12 protein-coding genes are annotated in these 16,438 nt (G+C 54.9%); 11 read left to right on the top strand and 1 reads right to left on the bottom strand.

From position 1 onward, the window contains the following. The first annotated feature begins 2 nt into the window (after nt 1–2). Both NSU18_RS15470 and NSU18_RS15465 read left to right on the top strand, forming a co-directional pair. Nucleotides 3–2,645 (top strand): S-layer homology domain-containing protein, encoded by a 2,643-nt coding sequence (locus NSU18_RS15470; protein WP_341014461.1) that lies wholly within the window; start codon nt 3–5, stop codon nt 2,643–2,645. Nucleotides 2,646–3,004: 359 nt separating this feature from the next. Then, the gene (locus tag NSU18_RS15465) at nt 3,005–3,427 is read left to right on the top strand and encodes an NUDIX domain-containing protein (RefSeq protein WP_341014460.1); all 423 of its coding nucleotides are present in this window, start codon (nt 3,005–3,007) and stop codon (nt 3,425–3,427) included. A gap of 7 nt (nt 3,428–3,434) precedes the next feature. On the opposite strand, the gene NSU18_RS15460 is transcribed toward NSU18_RS15465, so the two are convergent. Then, complete coding sequence (locus NSU18_RS15460) at nt 3,435–4,376, bottom strand: AraC family transcriptional regulator (protein WP_341014459.1); 942 nt, start codon at nt 4,374–4,376, stop codon at nt 3,435–3,437. A 194-nt stretch (nt 4,377–4,570) separates the two neighbouring features. Between NSU18_RS15460 and NSU18_RS15455 the strand changes: the two genes are divergently transcribed. The 9 genes from NSU18_RS15455 to NSU18_RS15415 all read left to right on the top strand — a co-directional run bounded on the left by NSU18_RS15455 (nt 4,571) and on the right by NSU18_RS15415 (nt 16,374). Continuing rightward, nucleotides 4,571–5,590, top strand: coding sequence for a glycoside hydrolase family 88/105 protein (locus NSU18_RS15455; protein WP_341149444.1), 1,020 nt, complete (start codon nt 4,571–4,573; stop codon nt 5,588–5,590). 12 nt (nt 5,591–5,602) lie between these two features. Then, a complete protein-coding gene (gene gnpA / locus NSU18_RS15450; protein ID WP_341149443.1) occupies nt 5,603–7,777 on the top strand; it encodes a 1,3-beta-galactosyl-N-acetylhexosamine phosphorylase in 2,175 nt (724 codons plus the stop codon). A 48-nt stretch (nt 7,778–7,825) separates the two neighbouring features. Continuing rightward, a complete protein-coding gene (locus tag NSU18_RS15445; RefSeq protein ID WP_341149442.1) occupies nt 7,826–8,089 on the top strand; it encodes a type II toxin-antitoxin system Phd/YefM family antitoxin in 264 nt (87 codons plus the stop codon). A gap of 272 nt (nt 8,090–8,361) precedes the next feature. Beyond that, nucleotides 8,362–8,616 (top strand): type II toxin-antitoxin system RelE/ParE family toxin, encoded by a 255-nt coding sequence (locus tag NSU18_RS15440; protein ID WP_341014455.1) that lies wholly within the window; start codon nt 8,362–8,364, stop codon nt 8,614–8,616. Nucleotides 8,617–8,641: 25 nt separating this feature from the next. Then, on the top strand, nt 8,642–9,913 hold the full coding sequence (locus tag NSU18_RS15435; RefSeq protein WP_341149441.1) for a helix-turn-helix domain-containing protein: 1,272 nt from the start codon (nt 8,642–8,644) through the stop codon (nt 9,911–9,913). Nucleotides 9,914–9,971: 58 nt separating this feature from the next. Next, the gene (locus NSU18_RS15430; protein ID WP_341149440.1) at nt 9,972–11,138 is read left to right on the top strand and encodes a GyrI-like domain-containing protein; all 1,167 of its coding nucleotides are present in this window, start codon (nt 9,972–9,974) and stop codon (nt 11,136–11,138) included. Nucleotides 11,139–11,219: 81 nt separating this feature from the next. Further along, nucleotides 11,220–11,978: a peroxide stress protein YaaA gene (yaaA, locus tag NSU18_RS15425; RefSeq protein WP_341149439.1), complete on the top strand. Its 759-nt coding sequence runs from the start codon at nt 11,220–11,222 to the stop codon at nt 11,976–11,978. Between the two features lie 262 nt (nt 11,979–12,240). Then, on the top strand, nt 12,241–15,603 hold the full coding sequence (locus NSU18_RS15420; RefSeq protein ID WP_341149438.1) for a HEAT repeat domain-containing protein: 3,363 nt from the start codon (nt 12,241–12,243) through the stop codon (nt 15,601–15,603). A 126-nt stretch (nt 15,604–15,729) separates the two neighbouring features. Beyond that, entirely contained in the window at nt 15,730–16,374 is a 645-nt protein-coding gene (locus tag NSU18_RS15415) for a hypothetical protein (RefSeq protein WP_341149437.1), read from the top strand. Nucleotides 16,375–16,438 lie beyond the last annotated feature (64 nt).

Here is a 16,438-nt window from a genome sequence, read left to right as displayed (position 1 = left end):
TGGTGAAGCAGGGGAATGCATCCACAACTATCGATAGTGCGGTGCAGACCCTGACTATTCCTGCCCGTCCGGCAGCGCCTGCGGGTGTAGCTTCAACGGACGAAACAGCGATTCATGCGAAGGATGGCACGCTCACGAATGTGACAACAGCCATGGAATACAGAAAAGGTACAGCAGGCGCATGGACAGATGTTCCAGGCACCACCGTCACAGGCCTTGCGCCAGGCGTGTACACTGTCCGCACGAAGGCGACAGCAACGGCGTTCAGCTCAGCTGCAGTGGAAGTGACAGTAGTCTCCTTTGCATCTGAGGCGGAAGCTACGCCTGCGGCGGTGATTGATTACGCCGCTGAGCAATTGACAGGTCTGATTGCAGAAGGGGTATACACTATAAATGGTACGGCTGTAACGGCCACCACGGATGGAACGCTCCTGCTAGACAGCAGCTGGCTGGGCAGCGTGCTGAATATGGTGAAGACGGGCAACGGGGTGACCACTACCGATAGTGATGCGCAAGTGTTGAGTGTTCCCATGCGTCAGGCCGCTCCAGTCGGAGTAAGTGTAACGGATGTGACCTATAACGGGGCTAACGACGGAACACTGCAGAATCTGACTGGCCTGATGGAATACCAGATGGGGAACACAGGGGCTTGGACAGAAGTTACAGACACTACGATTACCGGTCTTGCACCGGGCACGTACTATGTGCGTGTGAAGGCTACTTCAACGGACTTTGCTTCTGCTATTGCTCAAGTGATTGTGCATGATTCGGATGCCGTGATCCCGGCGGCTCCAGAAGTGGTAGCGGATGATCTGAACAATACGATTACGGGCCTGGACACCAGCATGGAATTCTCCGTGGACGACGGACCATACGTACGTTATGACGGAACGAACCTGCCGGACCTCAGCGGCGAGCATGCCGTGAAGGTACGGGTGGCAGCCAGCGGATCGGTTCCGGCGGGACCAGCAACTGCGCTGACTTTTACAACGAATGTTCTGATCCCTGCCGGGGACTTGGCTGTAAGTGCCAGTGATCCGGGTGGTGCAGAGAGTAACGGCTATACACAAATCAAGGTTACGCCTGTACCGGCTGAAGGGCATAAGCTGCTGTATAAGAATTTTGGTGCTGGCAGCATCATCGTGCCGAATGTGGGAGATCTTCTGAATGGATACACACTTGTTGGCAGTGAAGGGCTGATTCCGGCAGCCGATGGGGATACGCTTGGCATTGCTGAGGTAGATGGGGAAGGCAGGGTGGTAAAATACGGCAGCGTTATTGCAGTAGTTGCGGTGACTACTCCGGTAACACCAACTCCCGAGCCAGTCAGCCCGGGAAGCGGAAGCAACCCGAACAGCGGGGCTCCTTCCGGGAATCCGGCCAGTACGGTCACCGATGTGATTGTCCTTGTGAACGGCAAGGAGGAGAACGCGGGTAAAGCAACGACCACGACCTCCGGTAACGTTAGAACAACGACCATCGCGGTAGATCCGGCCAGATTGCAGGCGAAGCTGGATGCTGAGGGGAACGGGGCTGTAGTAACTATTCCGATGATGCTGGATTCAAATGTGATTGTCGGAGAATTGAGCGGCCAGATGATCAAGAATATGGAGAATGTGGCGGTCACCCTGGTGCTTCAGACCAGCAAGGGCAGCTATACGTTACCTGCATCACAGATTAACATCGGCGCATTGGCCGAAAGATTAGGTAACGGGGCTAAGCTGGAGGATATTACACTGAGAATTACCATTGGTGACGCTTCGGCTGCCATGAATCAGGTGGTTACTGCTGCGGCAGACAGAGACGGCCTTACCCTTGCAGCACCAGCCCTGGATTTCACTGTTACAGCTTCTTCCGGGACCTCAACAGTAGAGTTGAACCGGTTCAATGCTTATGTATCGCGGACAGTGGCGTTGCCGCAGGGGGTTAACCCGAACCGGCTTACAACAGGTATCGTTGTTGAACCGGATGGAACGGTGCGTCATGTACCAACCCGAATCATCCAGAAGGATAGTAAATATTACGCAGAGATCAACAGTCTGACGAACAGTACCTATTCAGTGGTCTGGCATCCGCTGACGTTCGCGGATGTGGAGAAGCATTGGGCGAAAAATGCGGTGAATGACATGGGCTCCCGTCTGGTCATTAACGGGGTTAGTGAATCCACGTTCAACCCGAACGCCGACATCACCCGTGCCGAATTCGCAGCGATCATCGTACGCGGTCTGGGCCTGAAGCTTGGAGAGGGAACTGCGAAGTTCGCAGATGTTCCGGCGAATGGCTGGTATGCAGCAGCAGTTGGTACAGCGTCCGAAGCAGGTCTGATCAACGGCTTCGAGGACGGAACCTTCCGTCCCGGAGACCGGATCACACGCGAGCAGGCCATGAATATCATCGCCAAGGCGATGAAGCTGACCGGTCTCGCCGAACAGACCGGCACGGTGGACACCGCAGGCGTGCTTGCAGGCTTCACGGATGCAAGCCGCACGGGAGCCTGGGCGAAGGACAGCCTGGCGCTCGCAGCCTCCGCCGGCTTAATCACCGGGCGCGGCGGCAATAAGCTGGAGGCGCAGGCTAACGTCACCCGCGCAGAAGTGGCGGTGCTGATCCAGCGTCTGCTCCAGAAGTCGGAGCTGATTGACTAACGCATTAGACTAAGATATTCGAATCAGAAAAATCGGATTCAGACATTGTGCTGAATTCGCTTTTTTTTGACCGATGAAGTTTAGGGTTTGGCGTATAGCCAATTAGGATAAGGCTCGATCTGGACCTTGGATAACCTGTGGGGAGGGAGATAGCAGGATGGCGGGTGGAAGCAGTTGGATTTTATACAATTGGCACAATCACTAGAATTAGTTGCTGTTTTTCCACCTGTTTGCGTACAATCCCCGGAAAGCGATAAATTAAGATACGTTTGTCCACTTGCTGATTACCCGGGCGATTGGAAGCCTTGTATTTGCTATAATTGGCTATAACAGAATCTTCAGGAGAGGGGCATGGTAGCGTGTTCATAGTTAACGTAGAAGCAGCAATCTGTAAGGAAGATAAGTGGCTTATGATTACACGGAGTACCAAAGAGGAGCATGCAGGAGGGACCCTAGCTCTTGTAGGGGGAAAAGTGGATATGGAGGGCAACACGCTCGAAATCCTCGAACGGACGGTGAAGCGCGAATGCGAGGAGGAGGTTGGCATCGTGATCAAGGATGCGGTTACTTTTGTGTATAGCTCCTCCTTCGTAACTGAGGATGGGCACCATGTCATCAATATGGTATTCCTATGTGAATATGAGAGTGGTACAGCAACTAACAGAAGTCCGGATGAAGTGGAAGCCGTCCATTGGCTGACCTGCGATGAGATCATGAAGCATCCCCAGGCTCCTCCCTGGACACAAGAGAGTATTCGAAGAGTAGCGCTGGCAAGAAAATAACCTGCGCTCACACCCAACCCGTGAACTCCAGAATACTCGCCTTCGCCGACTGTGCCTCCGACTGCGTACCCTTGCGCCATTCCTTGGGGGAGACGCCCATCAGCTTGGAGAAGCAGCGGTTGAAGCTGGAGATGGAGTGGAAGCCGACCTTCTCCGAGATCTCCAGAATGGAATCCTCGGTGCTCTTCAGCTGCTTGCAGGCTTCCTCAATCCGGGTGCTGCTCAGGAAATCCAGGGGGGCGGTGCCCATGATGTCATGGAATTTGCGGCGGAAGTGGGTGGTGCTTAAGTGGCACAGCTCGGCCAGATCATTAATGGTCATCGGCGTCATATAGTTCCTGGTGATATACTCCAGCGCAGGGGAGATTGCAAAATCGCCCTTCAGGCTATGCCCGGCCTCCTGGCCGCTCAAGGCTTCGTTCGTAGAATGAATGCGGAGCAGCTCAATATACAGGGACAGCAATAAGCCGTACGCACTCTCCTGATAGTAAGGCTTCTGCTGCTGCAATTCGCGGACGATGGAGGTAGCCAGCGTATAGACCAGGGGGTGTTTGTCCCTGCCCAGAATACAGTTCGCTCCTTGCACTGCCCAGAGATTCGGCTCGAAGCCGGCGTAGGCGCTCTTGAAGGAATGCTGAAACAGCTCCTCCGGCGAGAAAAACAGATAGGACCACAGACTGGCCTCACCCGGAGAGCTGTACGTCGTATGGGGCAGATACCGCGGCAGAAAGGTCACATCTCCGGCGGCAAAAGGCACGTTCTCGCCCTTAATCTCCATAATCCCGCTATCCGAATAGCAGATCCCGATCTCCAGATGGTTGTGGAAATGCAGGTGCTCGCTCTTGATATCGGAGATCTTCCAGCGTTCGCCGCTGAGCAGCAGGACAGGGAAATGGATCGGCAGGCTGTAGTGGCGGTACTCAATGACGGGTTTCTTTTTTCTGGGCATCTTCAGCAGCTCCTGTCCTTCTTGCGTTAGAATAGGATTGAAGAATAAAGGGTCGAAATTGCGCAGTTTTGATGTGAATGTGCTTAGATGTAGAACATTTTACTGCTTACAATAAATTATGTAAAGCGCTTGCAAGCGGATGGACGGATGATAACTGCCTTCAAGAGACGCAGGGAACAGAGAGGGGAATACATATGCTTCAAGTTCAATATAACCGGGAAGAAATCTTAAGTGTAATCGATAAAGTGGCAAGGAAGACACTGGCGATGGATTTAACGTGGGAGTGGCCTTGCGGCGTTGCCTATTACGGGGTGTCCAGAGCCTACCAGACGACGAGGAACCAGGAATACCTGGACCAGCTGGTGAAGTGGGTGGATGAATATATTGAGCTGGGGCTGCCCGCCTTTACGGTCAACACCTGTGCGATGGGCCATATGCTGATCACGTTGTACGAAGAGACCGGGGACCAGAAGTACTGGGATATTGTGTTGAGTAAAATCGGCTATATCCGGGAGAACGCGCTGCGGTTCGGGGATCATGTGCTGCAGCATACCGTCTCGGTATCCAATGACTTCCCGGAGCAGGCCTGGGCGGATACGTTGTTCATGGCGGCGTTCTTCCTGCTGCGCGTGGGCAGCAAGCTGGAGGATCAGGAGCTGATCCAGGACGCGCTTAACCAGTATTACTGGCACATCAAATACTTACAGGACCCAAGCACCGGCCTCTGGTTCCACGGCTATAACCATGTGAAGCAGGACCATATGTCCGGGCTGTACTGGGGCCGGGCGAACGCCTGGGGAGCCTATACAATGTCGCAGGTGAAGCCGCTGCTTAAGGAGTGGTACCTGTACCCGCAGTGCATGGATGTGGAATGCTCGCTGCGGGATCAGCTGGCGGCGCTGAAGCTGGTGCAGACGGAGAACGGCCTGTGGCGCACGCTGCTGGACGATGAGGAGTCCTATGAAGAGGTGTCGGCGTCCTGCGGGGTCGCGGCGGCCATGGTGAATAACGGCAATCCGCTGCATACCAAATATGTGCAAAAGGCCCTGAAGGGCATTCTGGAGAACATCACGGAAGACGGACGCGTATTGAACGTATCGGGCGGTACGGCTGTCATGAAGGACCGTGAAGGGTACCGCCATATTCCCAAGGACTGGACTCAGGGCTGGGGCCAGGGCCTCGCGCTTGCATTCCTGTCGGATCTGCTCAAATAGGAGGAATTTACGTTGCAGACACCATCTACAGGCTCCACAGGAGCTTTTACCCTGCCGGGGGAAGCCGGTTATGAAGCACTGACCCTGAAGCTTGCTGAACGCTGGGGGGCCGATGTCATTCGTGACAGTGACGGCACTCAGTTGTCGGAAGAGATTATCAGTGCCGGTTACGGCATCTATTCGACCCTGTGCATCATCCGCGACCATAATGCTTGGGCGTTGAAGAACCCGGACAAGCTGCAGCAGACCTTCCTGATTACAAGCCCGAAGGTGGCTGTGCAGGATTACATATCCATCTATCTGCTGGAGGATTTCTTCGCGGAGCAATTCAGGGTGAATGATTCCCGTGAGGCGTTCAAGTACTGGCAGGTGTACGACCGGACAACCGGGAAGGAGGTGCCGGGGGAGCAGTGGAACTACGACCGGGAGTCCGGCAATGTGGTGCTGACCGGCATTACGCCTTGGCATAAATATACGGTCAGCTTCATGGCCTACCGGATCTGGGAAGAGATCTCGATGTACAACCACACGACGAATCATTGGGACAAAGAGCATCTGATGCAGATCGATCCGATGTATCCTGAGACCCGGCAGTACCTGCTGGACTGGATGGAGGACTGGTGCGGGAAGCATCAGGCGACGACCGTGGTCCGCTTCACCTCCCTGTTCTACAATTTCGCCTGGATTTGGGGCCGCAGCGGGCAGAACCGCCATCTGTTCTCGGACTGGGGGTCCTACGACTTCACGGTGAGCGCGCGGGGCCTGGATCTGTTCGCGGAGCAATACGGCTATTCGCTGACCGCAGAGGATTTCGTGAACGGCGGCAAATACCGTGTCAGTCATATTCCGGCGGAGCAGCGTAAGCTCGATTATATGGCTTTTATCAACGATTTCGTCATCGGGTTCGGCAAGCAGCTAATTGACATTGTGCATAAGCACGGCAAGCTGGCATATGTCTTCTACGACGACAGCTGGGTGGGAGCAGAGCCGTATAACGACCGCTTCGGGGAGTTCGGCTTCGACGGGATGATCAAATGCGTGTTCTCGGGCTATGAAGCCAGACTCTGTTCAGGGGTGAAGGTGGATACGCATGAGATCCGGCTGCATCCGTATCTGTTCCCGGTTGGCCTGGGCGGAGCACCTACCTTCATGGAAGGGGGCGACCCAACACTCGATGCGAAGCAATACTGGATTAACATCCGGCGGGCCCTTCTGCGTGAGCCAATCGACCGGATCGGCCTGGGCGGCTATCTGCATCTGGTCGAGCCTTACCCGGATTTCTGTGCATATATTGAGAAGATTGCGGATGAATTCAGGGAGATCAAGGAGCTGCACCGGCAGGGGAGACCTTATCACATCAAAACTAAGGTAGCTATTCTGCACTCGTGGGGCAAGCTGCGGTCATGGACCCTCTCCGGCCACTTCCATGAGACGTATATGCATGACCTGATTCATATCAATGAGGCCTTGTCCGGCTTGCCGGTGGAGGTGCAGTTCATCGACTTCGGGGATGTCCGCCAGGGTATCTTGCAGGATGTGGATGTGGTGATTAATGCAGGCAGTGCCGGTTCGGCGTGGAGCGGCGGGGACTACTGGAAGGACAGCCAGGCGGTGGATGCCTTGACGGAGTGGGTGTATAAGGGCGGTACATTGATCGGGGTGAATCAGCCTTCCGCCGTGGACGGCTACGATCATTACTTCCGGATGGCGCATGTTCTCGGGGTGGATGAGGACACCGGCGCACGGGTAGCGCACGGCAAATGGGCTTATGAGGTTCAGCCAGTGCACGGTCTGGTGCCGGATGGTGTCAGTCTCACGCCAAAGAACGAAATCTATCTGACGGACGGGGCTGCTGCGGTGGTCCATGAGGCAGAGGGCAAGCTGGCCCTGACTGTGAATAGCTTCGGAAGAGGGAAGGGCATCTACCTGCCGTCCTTGGCCTTCAACTGGGAGAATACCCGCCTGCTGCTGAATCTGATCCGCTACGCCGGCAATGAGCTGGAGGAGACCCGCTACCTCCCGGATAACCTCTACACCGAGTGTGCGTATTATCCGCAGAGCAAGCGCCTGGTTGTGATTAACAATAGCGACCAGCCGCAGCAGACCACCATCGAGACGGACTACGGTCCGCAGGTTGTGGAGCTGGAGGCTTTTGATACGGTGATTCGGGTGATGGATAGCAATTGAATCATTATCATAATTATGATAACATGGCGCTAAAAGGAGGGGGGGTTAATGCCACAGATTCGGCCCGTATCCGACTTGCGCAACCATTTTGCTGAAATATCCCGGATTGTTCATGAGAATAATGAGCCTGTTTTATTAACCAAAAATGGTTATGGGGATATGGTAGTGATGAGTATCGAACAATATGAGAATATTCATATCATGAAACTTAAAGAAGCTGAGCATGAAGCCGATACCTCTAAGGAGCGCTATAGTCACTCTGAAGTATTTAATAAATTGCGAAAGCAGATTCGGATTAAATCAGATCAATAACGCCCTGCCAAGGCGTTTTTTATTTGCGTGAATTTGCGTGTCCAGGCACGCATCATTTAGCCGAGGAAGTAAGAAGAATTCTGCAAGAAATGCAACAATCTTGCCCCATAGAAGCGGTCTATCCCTGAAATCATGCACAAAATGCAACAAATCCAGCGATAACTTGCCCAAAACACCAAAAATTGTGCAAATAATGCAACATTGTAATTTAGCTAGAAATAGGTGTGGAGGAATCCTGCAAAAAGTGCAACAATTCTCTCTACAAGCGGCCAGTGAGAGAAGGCAGTAGCAATGAGCTTGCGGCACCGGATGCAGCTAATGATCTGTTGGATAAGTTTGATGAAGCCATTGCCAGGTTAGAGTTATTTCCATTCTCAGGTCCGGTTGCCCGTAGCATGAATGGCTTAAAGGATGAATACCGTTCTCTGGTTGTGGAGAATTACATCGTGTTCTATGTTGTATTAGATGATATTGTTGAGATTAGACGGGTGCTTCACGGGAAGCGCAAGTATGAAGATCTGATGTAATATATATTCAGCCGGAGGAATGCCTATGCCAGGGTCCGACCGCTTCAGACAATCTATCGCCTTCATCGAGGAGCATCTGCATGAGGAGATTCCGCTTGAACAAGCTGCGCAGGCCGGATTCACCTCGCTGATGCAGCTGTACCGTGACTTCTATACCTACACCGGCCACTCGGTCAAAGAGTACATCCGCAAGCGCAGGCTCTCGGTGGCGCTCGGGATGATCCGAAGCTCACAGCGTCCGCTTGCCGAGATAGCATACACCTGCGGCTACAGCTCGCAGCAAGCCTTATGCAAGCATGTGAAATCAGCCACAAGCTTAACCCCGTTAGCCTATCAAAAAAGTTCCGCCTGCTATTTCTTCCCCAGATTCGACAGTGAAGCCGTCCGGCAGGTAACCGTCAGCACAGAGCTCCTTCCTGCAACCCTACATATGAAATTCTATTCAACCAGGCACAGCGGCATTGAACAGCAAGCACTGGAATCGTTATATGCTCTTCTCCCAGCCTACCAGGGCAGACTCTTCGGGCGGGACGGGCAGCCGCAGGGCGGCTTGTTCTGTTATGAGCTTGCGGTGGAGCATGACCCGGCCCTGCTGAACAGCTTAACCGGAAGTATCTTCCGGGAGCTTGCGGTTGTCCCGGCACGCAGCTTCACCTGTGCCAAGCTGGCGGTCCGAGGCGATGAGGCTGAGATTGGACGGGCCTGGGACTATCTGTATCTGAAGTGGCTGCGGACCAGCATGTTCGAGCAGGCTGAGGAGCGCTATGGGGAAGAGTATATCCGCAAGGGCTGCGAGGTGAAGAAGCTGATTCTGTATGTGCCGGTGAGGAAGCGGACGGATTATGACAAGATCAGTGTAAACTTCAGTGAAGGCCTTGAATTTCTGGCTGCATCGAGGGAAGGGGAGCAGGCGGAAGAGGAGGCAGCAGCAGCCGTGATGAGTTATTGCTCACGTTATCATCCTGAGGTACTAAGAGCGGCAAGCATGTTCTGCGTTATCCAGCACGGCGGCCGCTATACCTGCGGAGTCCGGCTGGAACAAGGGCAGGCGATAGCGCTGGCCGGAGATAGCGGCCTGCAGATTCTGCAGGCTCCCGAAGGCAGGTATGCGGTGCTTGAGAGCAGCAGCTATGGGGACCGGAGAATGTTTATCACGCTTTTGGAGAGCTGGGTAGAGGAGAGCGGGTGGAGCAGGGAGGGGACGCTTGCTTTTACAATCTATGAGACAATAACCCCGAATCGCCCGGATGCCATAACGATGAGCGTGTGGATGAAGCTGAAAGATGTTAAGAAGTGATAATATTTACGAACCGCGGGCTACTATACTTGAGCTTAACCAGGAGAGGAGCTGACCTATGAATCTGAGCAAGCAAGCACTGCCGCAGCAAGCAGCTGAAGGCTATAGTCCCCGTGTGAAGCCGGTAATCCTGAGAATGGTGGAGGAGCTGAAGCAGATGGAGATGTTAAGTGAGGTTCATGTAGTGCAGGTTACGGAGCTGTGCAGCATTGTGGACAGGCCGGAAATGATGGTTGTGGGAATTGCGCTGCCTATATCGTATGAGAGCCGGGGGTATGGCGGGTATTATGATTCCGGGCAGGCGGGCAGTACGATTAATGATTACTTTTATACAAAAAAGCTGGCGGCAGAAGGAGAGATTGCACTGCTCTCCAGTCTGATAGAGCACCAGATTAAGGGCCGGGAGATCGTTACAGTACGCACCGAGGTTCAGGGGGATGGCAACTACAAAGTGATTGTGGGCATGGAGGTAAGCAGCTTCGAGGGGCTGCCTGCACATTTGCCGGAGTATACGGAGACGCTGACCGTACCCGCTTGCCGGTATGCGAAGGTTCTGATCAATGAATCGAAGAACGCCGGGCGGACCGGCTACGAGGAACGGATGCACGCCGATGAATATTTCGTGGGTGAATTCCGCAAGGATACAAGCTATGTCTATAATCCCGCCGGCCTCAGCTTCAATACATATGACCCGTCCGGTGAGATTCTTACCAAATACGAGCCGGTGATGCTGCCGGGGAATACGGCCGAACAGTTCGGCTCCCTGCGCTTCAAGCCGGTAACGCTGCCGGAGATGAAGATTGCCTGCAGCATGACGCTGCCGGAGGATGAGGAGTTTGTGATCACCAAATATTTCGGCGTGCAGGATCAGGTATTCGCCACCGGGTCCGCCCGGTATTATCTGCATGACTATTACGGGTTCCCGGTGAACGGCGGGGAGGAGGGGAAGGTGAATTCCTGCTTCGGCACAAGAGTCAGCAGCTTCGATGGCCTTCCTGACAGCGTGGAGAAGGTGACGGTGCCCGGGGGAATTTATCTGCATATTACCCAGCTTGAGGTGAACGGCGACAATCCGGGCATCCCGTACGATGCCGCGTTCAATCATCTGGAGGAGCTGTACCTGAGCGCCCACCCTGAGTATACGCGTGACTGGAGCAGGCATGTGATTGCCCGGTTCCGCCAGGCGAACTGCGCCTCTGTCTTCGTACCGCTTGCTGCTGAATAGCTTGGCCGGGGGCCGGCGGGGAGATAATATGATAGTATAGAGGTACATTTATTTTCCCGTAGGGGTAGAAAAGAGCGTATCATGAGAATCATCATTTCACCTGCCAAAAAGATGAAGACGGACACGGATTTCCTGGAATCCCGCCAGGCTCCGCAGTTCTTAAACGAGTCACAGACGCTCCTGGCTCTGCTTCGTAAATTGAGTTACGCAGAAGCCAAGGCGCTGTGGAAATGTAATGATGCTATTGCTGCGCTGAATATGCAGCGGATTGAAGAGATGGACCTGACCCGGAACCTGACCCCGGCGATCTTCGCCTATGAGGGCATCCAGTACCAGTACATGGCGCCGGGGATTTTTCAGACGGAGGAGCTGGACTATCTGCAGCAGCATTTGCGGATACTGTCCGGGTTCTATGGGATCGTCCGGCCGTTCGACGGGGTGGTCCCTTACAGGCTGGAGATGCAGGCCAGGCTGGGCGGGCCGGGCTTCAGTACCCTCTATGAGTTCTGGAACAGAAGATTAGCGGACCAGCTGTTCGCAGAGACTGACACGATTGTGAATCTGGCCTCCAAGGAATACAGCAAGTGTGTCTCTCCCTATCTCAGCAGCGGTGTCCGGATGGTAAGCTGTGTATTCGGGCAGGAGATCGGCGGCAAGGTAGTGGAGCGGGCGACACTGGTTAAGATGGCCAGGGGCGAGATGGTCCGGTTCATGGCGGAGCAGCAGATTACCAGCGTGGAGGAGATTCAGGGCTTCAGCGGATTTGATTTCCGGTATGAAGCGGACTTGTCGGATGAGAACACGTATGTGTTCGTTCAAGCCAAGCAAGACAAAGAGTAGACTGATAGAGTGAGCAGTATAGAGGGTAATCTTGAAGATGGTGGAAGCACCGGATTCGGGGTTACCCTTTTGTTTGAAATATAAGAATTTATAGGTTTCACTCCATAACTTATCCTTATATTTCTCGCTGAAACGGTACCGTCCTTCAAAAGGACGGCAATGCCGTTTCCACTTGTTGCGGGTGAAAGCTTGCTTTTTGTAAAATAAGGAAGAACTCAGAACAGATCCAAGAGGAGGACGTATGACTAGGAGACGAGACCCATTGAATAAAGAGCGCTTACTGGGGGAGCTGGATGCCCTGGGGTATTCCGATAGAATCAAAGCAATCACAAGACTAGGCCGCGATCATCTGGGGTCCCCGGAATACTCACAGTTACTTAACTCCTTACTTGGGGGCGGGGCTTATGAAGCACGGCTGGCCCTGATGGGGGCGATCGCGACAATGGATGCGCCAGTGATTCTGGCGGGGCTGAAGCACCCCATGGCCAGCATCCGTAATATGGCTGCGGGTCTGCTGCCCAAAGCCGCTTCAGCCGAAGAGATTGAACGCGAGCTTCCGCAGCTGTCACAGGATTGCCGCCGCAAGCTGCTGCGTACGGTAGCCCTGATGAACCGCCAGGAGGTGGCGGAACGGCTATTGCCAGTGGTACAGGCCCGCTGGGGCGCGGGCGAGGCGGCGATTGTGCTGCAGGCTTGCTCTGCGGCAACCGTCCGCGCGCGGCTTGCTGAGCTGGGGTACGCCATTCAGGATTGGAAAAAGCTGTCCAGCCGCCATCTGGAGGTGGTCGCGGAGTATTTCACCAGAGAGCTGGAAGCGGCCCCGCTAAGGGCTAAAGGGCTGGTGTGGTCACAGTTCTCCTCCGCGATGGAGCATTTGAGTGTTCATAAGCCTGATCTTATGCTTGCCTATGCGGTGAATCATGGGCCGGCAGACATGCTGCCGCCTGCGCTTAAGGCGAATCTCGGCACACTGATGCGCCTGCGACCAGGCGCGGTGTATGAGCTGCTGATCCGGACGCAGGTGCGTGGTGAGCTTATGACTTATGGTGTGCCTGAAGCTGTGCTCAAGCGGGCGAAGCTCCTCTCCATGAATCAATTGTCGCAGCTTGCCAAGCTGCTGGCGGACGAGCCCTACCATGTGGCGCGGCTGCTGGAGCATCTTGCGCCTTCTAAGCGCCAGGAGATTTTCGATGCTGCATATGAGGAGGAGAAGCGCCGGGAGCGGGTTTTTCCGGAGAGCCTGCTGTATGTATTGCCGCATGCACTGCGTGAACGGGAGGCTGCCCGGATGCTGGGCCTGCGTGAGATCAGGGAGAACCGGGAGAGCACCCTGCGCATCACCGCCGCCCGCCCGATTCTTCAGGTCAGAGAGCAGCTGGAGCAGGCAATCCGGGTATCGAATGCAGATGAACGCGCTACGGCGCTGATGCAGCTGATCCGCAGCACCGTTCTGGCAAGGCAAGGCATGGAGGCTACACTGCTGACCTTAGGCCGTATCCGTAATGATCAGGACCCGGTGCGGGGGGCGGTGTTCAAGGAGCTATCGGAGAGTCCGGCGTCTGTGTACGAGACTGCCCATATCCCGGCGCTTACTGTGCTGGTAGACAGCGTGATTGATGCCAGAGACACCTCCTACGGAACGAGGTACTCTGTGCAGCAATTGGCCTTCTCGATTCTGCGCCATCAGGCGGCGGAGCCGGACGGAGAGCTGTTCAAATTCGCGCAGAATACGCTCCAGAAGCTGGCGAAGCAGGACGGGCAGTTCTCCCTGCCCTCCCTGGCGAAGAACATGCCGCGGGGCGTGGAAGAGATCATCTTTGACAGTATCTATTCCTACGCCGCACAGGCGGGCAAGCGGGAGAATTACAACCTGGTGCTGAGCCTGGCGACTTCTTTTGGGAAAAGGGGATACAGCATCGTCAAGCTACAGCAGCTCTTACGGGAAGCCACCCGGGCCAAAAACGAAGGAACCGCGATCCGGGCAACCCGGCTCTGGCTGGAGCCGCTGCTGACGCGCGATGAACGGGTGAAGGAGCTGCTGGATGCAGATCCATCGTATATCACCATCCGCGAGGTGTTCTTGCATCTGCACCTGAAGCGTCAGGAATGGCTGGACCCTTATATTTCGGGGGCTGCGATCAAGGGAAAGTTCCTCTCGGGCAAAACGGTCTATCCTGTTCCGGCTGCGGACGGATTCTACCGCTGGCTGCCCCGCCAGCAGGAGGCGTACGGTGCTCTCTTAAGCACAGTCGCAACGGGTGCGAAGTACAGCCTGTTTGAGCGTTCCAGAGCGATCAGAATTATGGCAAGTATGCCGGATGGGAATCCGGAGCGGCCGTATGAGCTGGTACAGGACAAAGAGGTGGCTGTGGCGGAGGCAGCGCTTCATGCCTTGTCCCTGCTGGAGGAGCCGGAGAAAGCCCTGCCCGTGCTGCTGGAGCATCTGGATAGCGACCGGGCCCGTGTAGCGATGTACTCCATCCCGAGGTGTATCCGTCGGGTCCGTCCGGCGCTGCTGTCCCTGGTGCTGAAGGAGCTATTAGACCGTGAGAAGCTGAAAATTACCGTCCGGAAGGAAGCCATCCGCCTGCTTGGTGCGTATAGAAGTGAGGACAGCCTTCCGCTGCTGTTGAATGAATTTGCGAAGCCAGCTGTGCATAAGGATGTGGTGATTGCTATAGGGCATGCTGCCAGAGGGCTGCTGGATGATGAACGGAGCTGGGAGCTGCTGCGTGCCATCGCTGCTTCTCCAGAGCGTGATATCGCAGTGAGCTTGTTGTCCCAGCAGCCTGCCGGGCTTCCGCTTGCTTGCAGACCGCGCTATCTGGACTTAATCATAGCCATTGCCGCTCACCCGGATGAATCCGTCAGCAGCCAGGCTTATAGTTTCATGAAGTGGTGGACAAGCGGTTATGAAGGTGCCGTTGCAGAGGCTGCCGCTCAGGCAGTTGCGGGTCTTAAGAACAGCTCCAGCTGGGAGTTCGCGATGTTGACCTTGATTGAAGCTGCCCGGGACGGTATGGTGAATGCAGCTGTAGCCGATATCTGCCGGGAGCTGGCGGCAACGCCCGTGACGCAGGAATGGAATGCAGCGGCGGATAGAGACCTGCCGCACCGGCAGCGCCTGCAGGTACTCGTCAAGCAGTTAACCGGTCTGCCCAAGAGTACAAGGGTACAGCTTACCCCATTGTACCTGGAGCTGGCCGATACGCTGGCCGCCGATGAGACGTTACAAGAGCTTGTCTTGACCTTATATATCGCAGTGATCGATTGGAGTAACACAGAGGAGGCGTCCGGGTATGTGAAGCGGATCGCGCAGGGAATAACCCGTCAGCCGCAGCTCTTGAGCGAGTTGTACCGCGGGCTTGCCGCCAGCCTGGAGAACAGCGCCGGATACTGGACACCGGAGACATTGCTTGAGATTGTGGATGTTCTGCGGGCAGAACCGTCTTACGAGGCTCCGTATCTCGGACTGTCCTTGCTGGAAGCGGCGGGAAGCGCACTGCGCTGGAGCCCGGAACCGTCGGAGCGTCTGCGGGAGTACAGGAATTATGCGAATCCCGCAGTCCGCACACAGGCGCTGAATATTTGGACGGCGAGGGAATCCCGGCTGTTCATGCTATAACCGCATATGCAGGATGGGCCAAGGCTTGCCTTGCTCATCCTGTTCGGAGCGGCCGTAGACCCGGAAGCCTAAATGTTCATAGAATCCGGCAGCATTAAGAATAAATAAGAATCGAGATGAAGCGATATGATGAACCGTCAGCGGCTGATCCGGTTTGGCGGAATGGCGTTTATTGGTTCCGGCCTGCTCTTTTTGGCCCAATATCTGTTCCTTAGACCGGTGCCTGCTCCCCCGCTGGAGGATGCTGCGCTCTTATCATGGCTGAGCGAATGGCGGTTCCAGCTGTCGATGGCAGACGAGGTCTTGTTCTTCGCTGCGGTACTTCTCATCCCCTCCATCGCGGCATTATACCGGCTGCTGGTGCAGGTGAATCCGGTCCTGACTGTGTTTGGCTGCGGCCTGCTGGCGGTTAGCGTTCCTGTCTATATCGTATTGGTTATTATTCTGGGGAGGCTGGTCTATCCGGTATATGGGATTGAGCTTACGCCGGAGAGCTACAGGCTGATTATCAGCTTCTATTACGGGGGCGTGCATTGTGTTGCATTAGTCGTTGGAATCGCAACGATTCTGCTGAGCCTTGTAATTTGGAAGAGCGGACTGGGAACATTCACGGCAGCTCTCGGGCTTCTGACCGGCGTGTTTGATCTAATCGGCTCCTATCCATGGTTACTTGGTGAGGGAATGATCCTGATCTCCCAGTTACTGTTCGCCGGCTGGTTCGTCATGCTTGGCGTTAACATGCGAATGATTGCGACAAGAGGGACCGATTAAGGCCATCGGCCCAAAAGATTAATGACGGGCCTTCCAATTCTTGATACAATAAAACTACATACGT

The organism is Paenibacillus sp. FSL H8-0048, assembly GCF_038002825.1.
In the GTDB taxonomy this organism is placed as follows: Bacteria; Bacillota; Bacilli; order Paenibacillales; family Paenibacillaceae; genus Paenibacillus_AQ.
The sequence above is the reverse complement of the archived record's forward strand: the minus strand, read 5'-3'. Positions and strand labels throughout refer to the sequence as shown.

Bases quoted from the DNA above. Each gene is read 5' to 3' on its own strand.
- NSU18_RS15460 (WP_341014459.1), bottom strand. From the start codon at position 4,376: ATGCCCAGAAAAAAGAAACCCGTCATTGAGTACCGCCACTACAGCCTG.
- NSU18_RS15455 (WP_341149444.1), top strand. From the start codon at position 4,571: ATGCTTCAAGTTCAATATAACCGGGAAGAAATCTTAAGTGTAATCGAT.
- NSU18_RS15445 (WP_341149442.1), top strand. From the start codon at position 7,826: ATGCCACAGATTCGGCCCGTATCCGACTTGCGCAACCATTTTGCTGAA.
- NSU18_RS15435 (WP_341149441.1), top strand. From the start codon at position 8,642: ATGCCAGGGTCCGACCGCTTCAGACAATCTATCGCCTTCATCGAGGAG.
- NSU18_RS15430 (WP_341149440.1), top strand. From the start codon at position 9,972: ATGAATCTGAGCAAGCAAGCACTGCCGCAGCAAGCAGCTGAAGGCTAT.
- yaaA (WP_341149439.1), top strand. From the start codon at position 11,220: ATGAGAATCATCATTTCACCTGCCAAAAAGATGAAGACGGACACGGAT.
- NSU18_RS15415 (WP_341149437.1), top strand. From the start codon at position 15,730: ATGATGAACCGTCAGCGGCTGATCCGGTTTGGCGGAATGGCGTTTATT.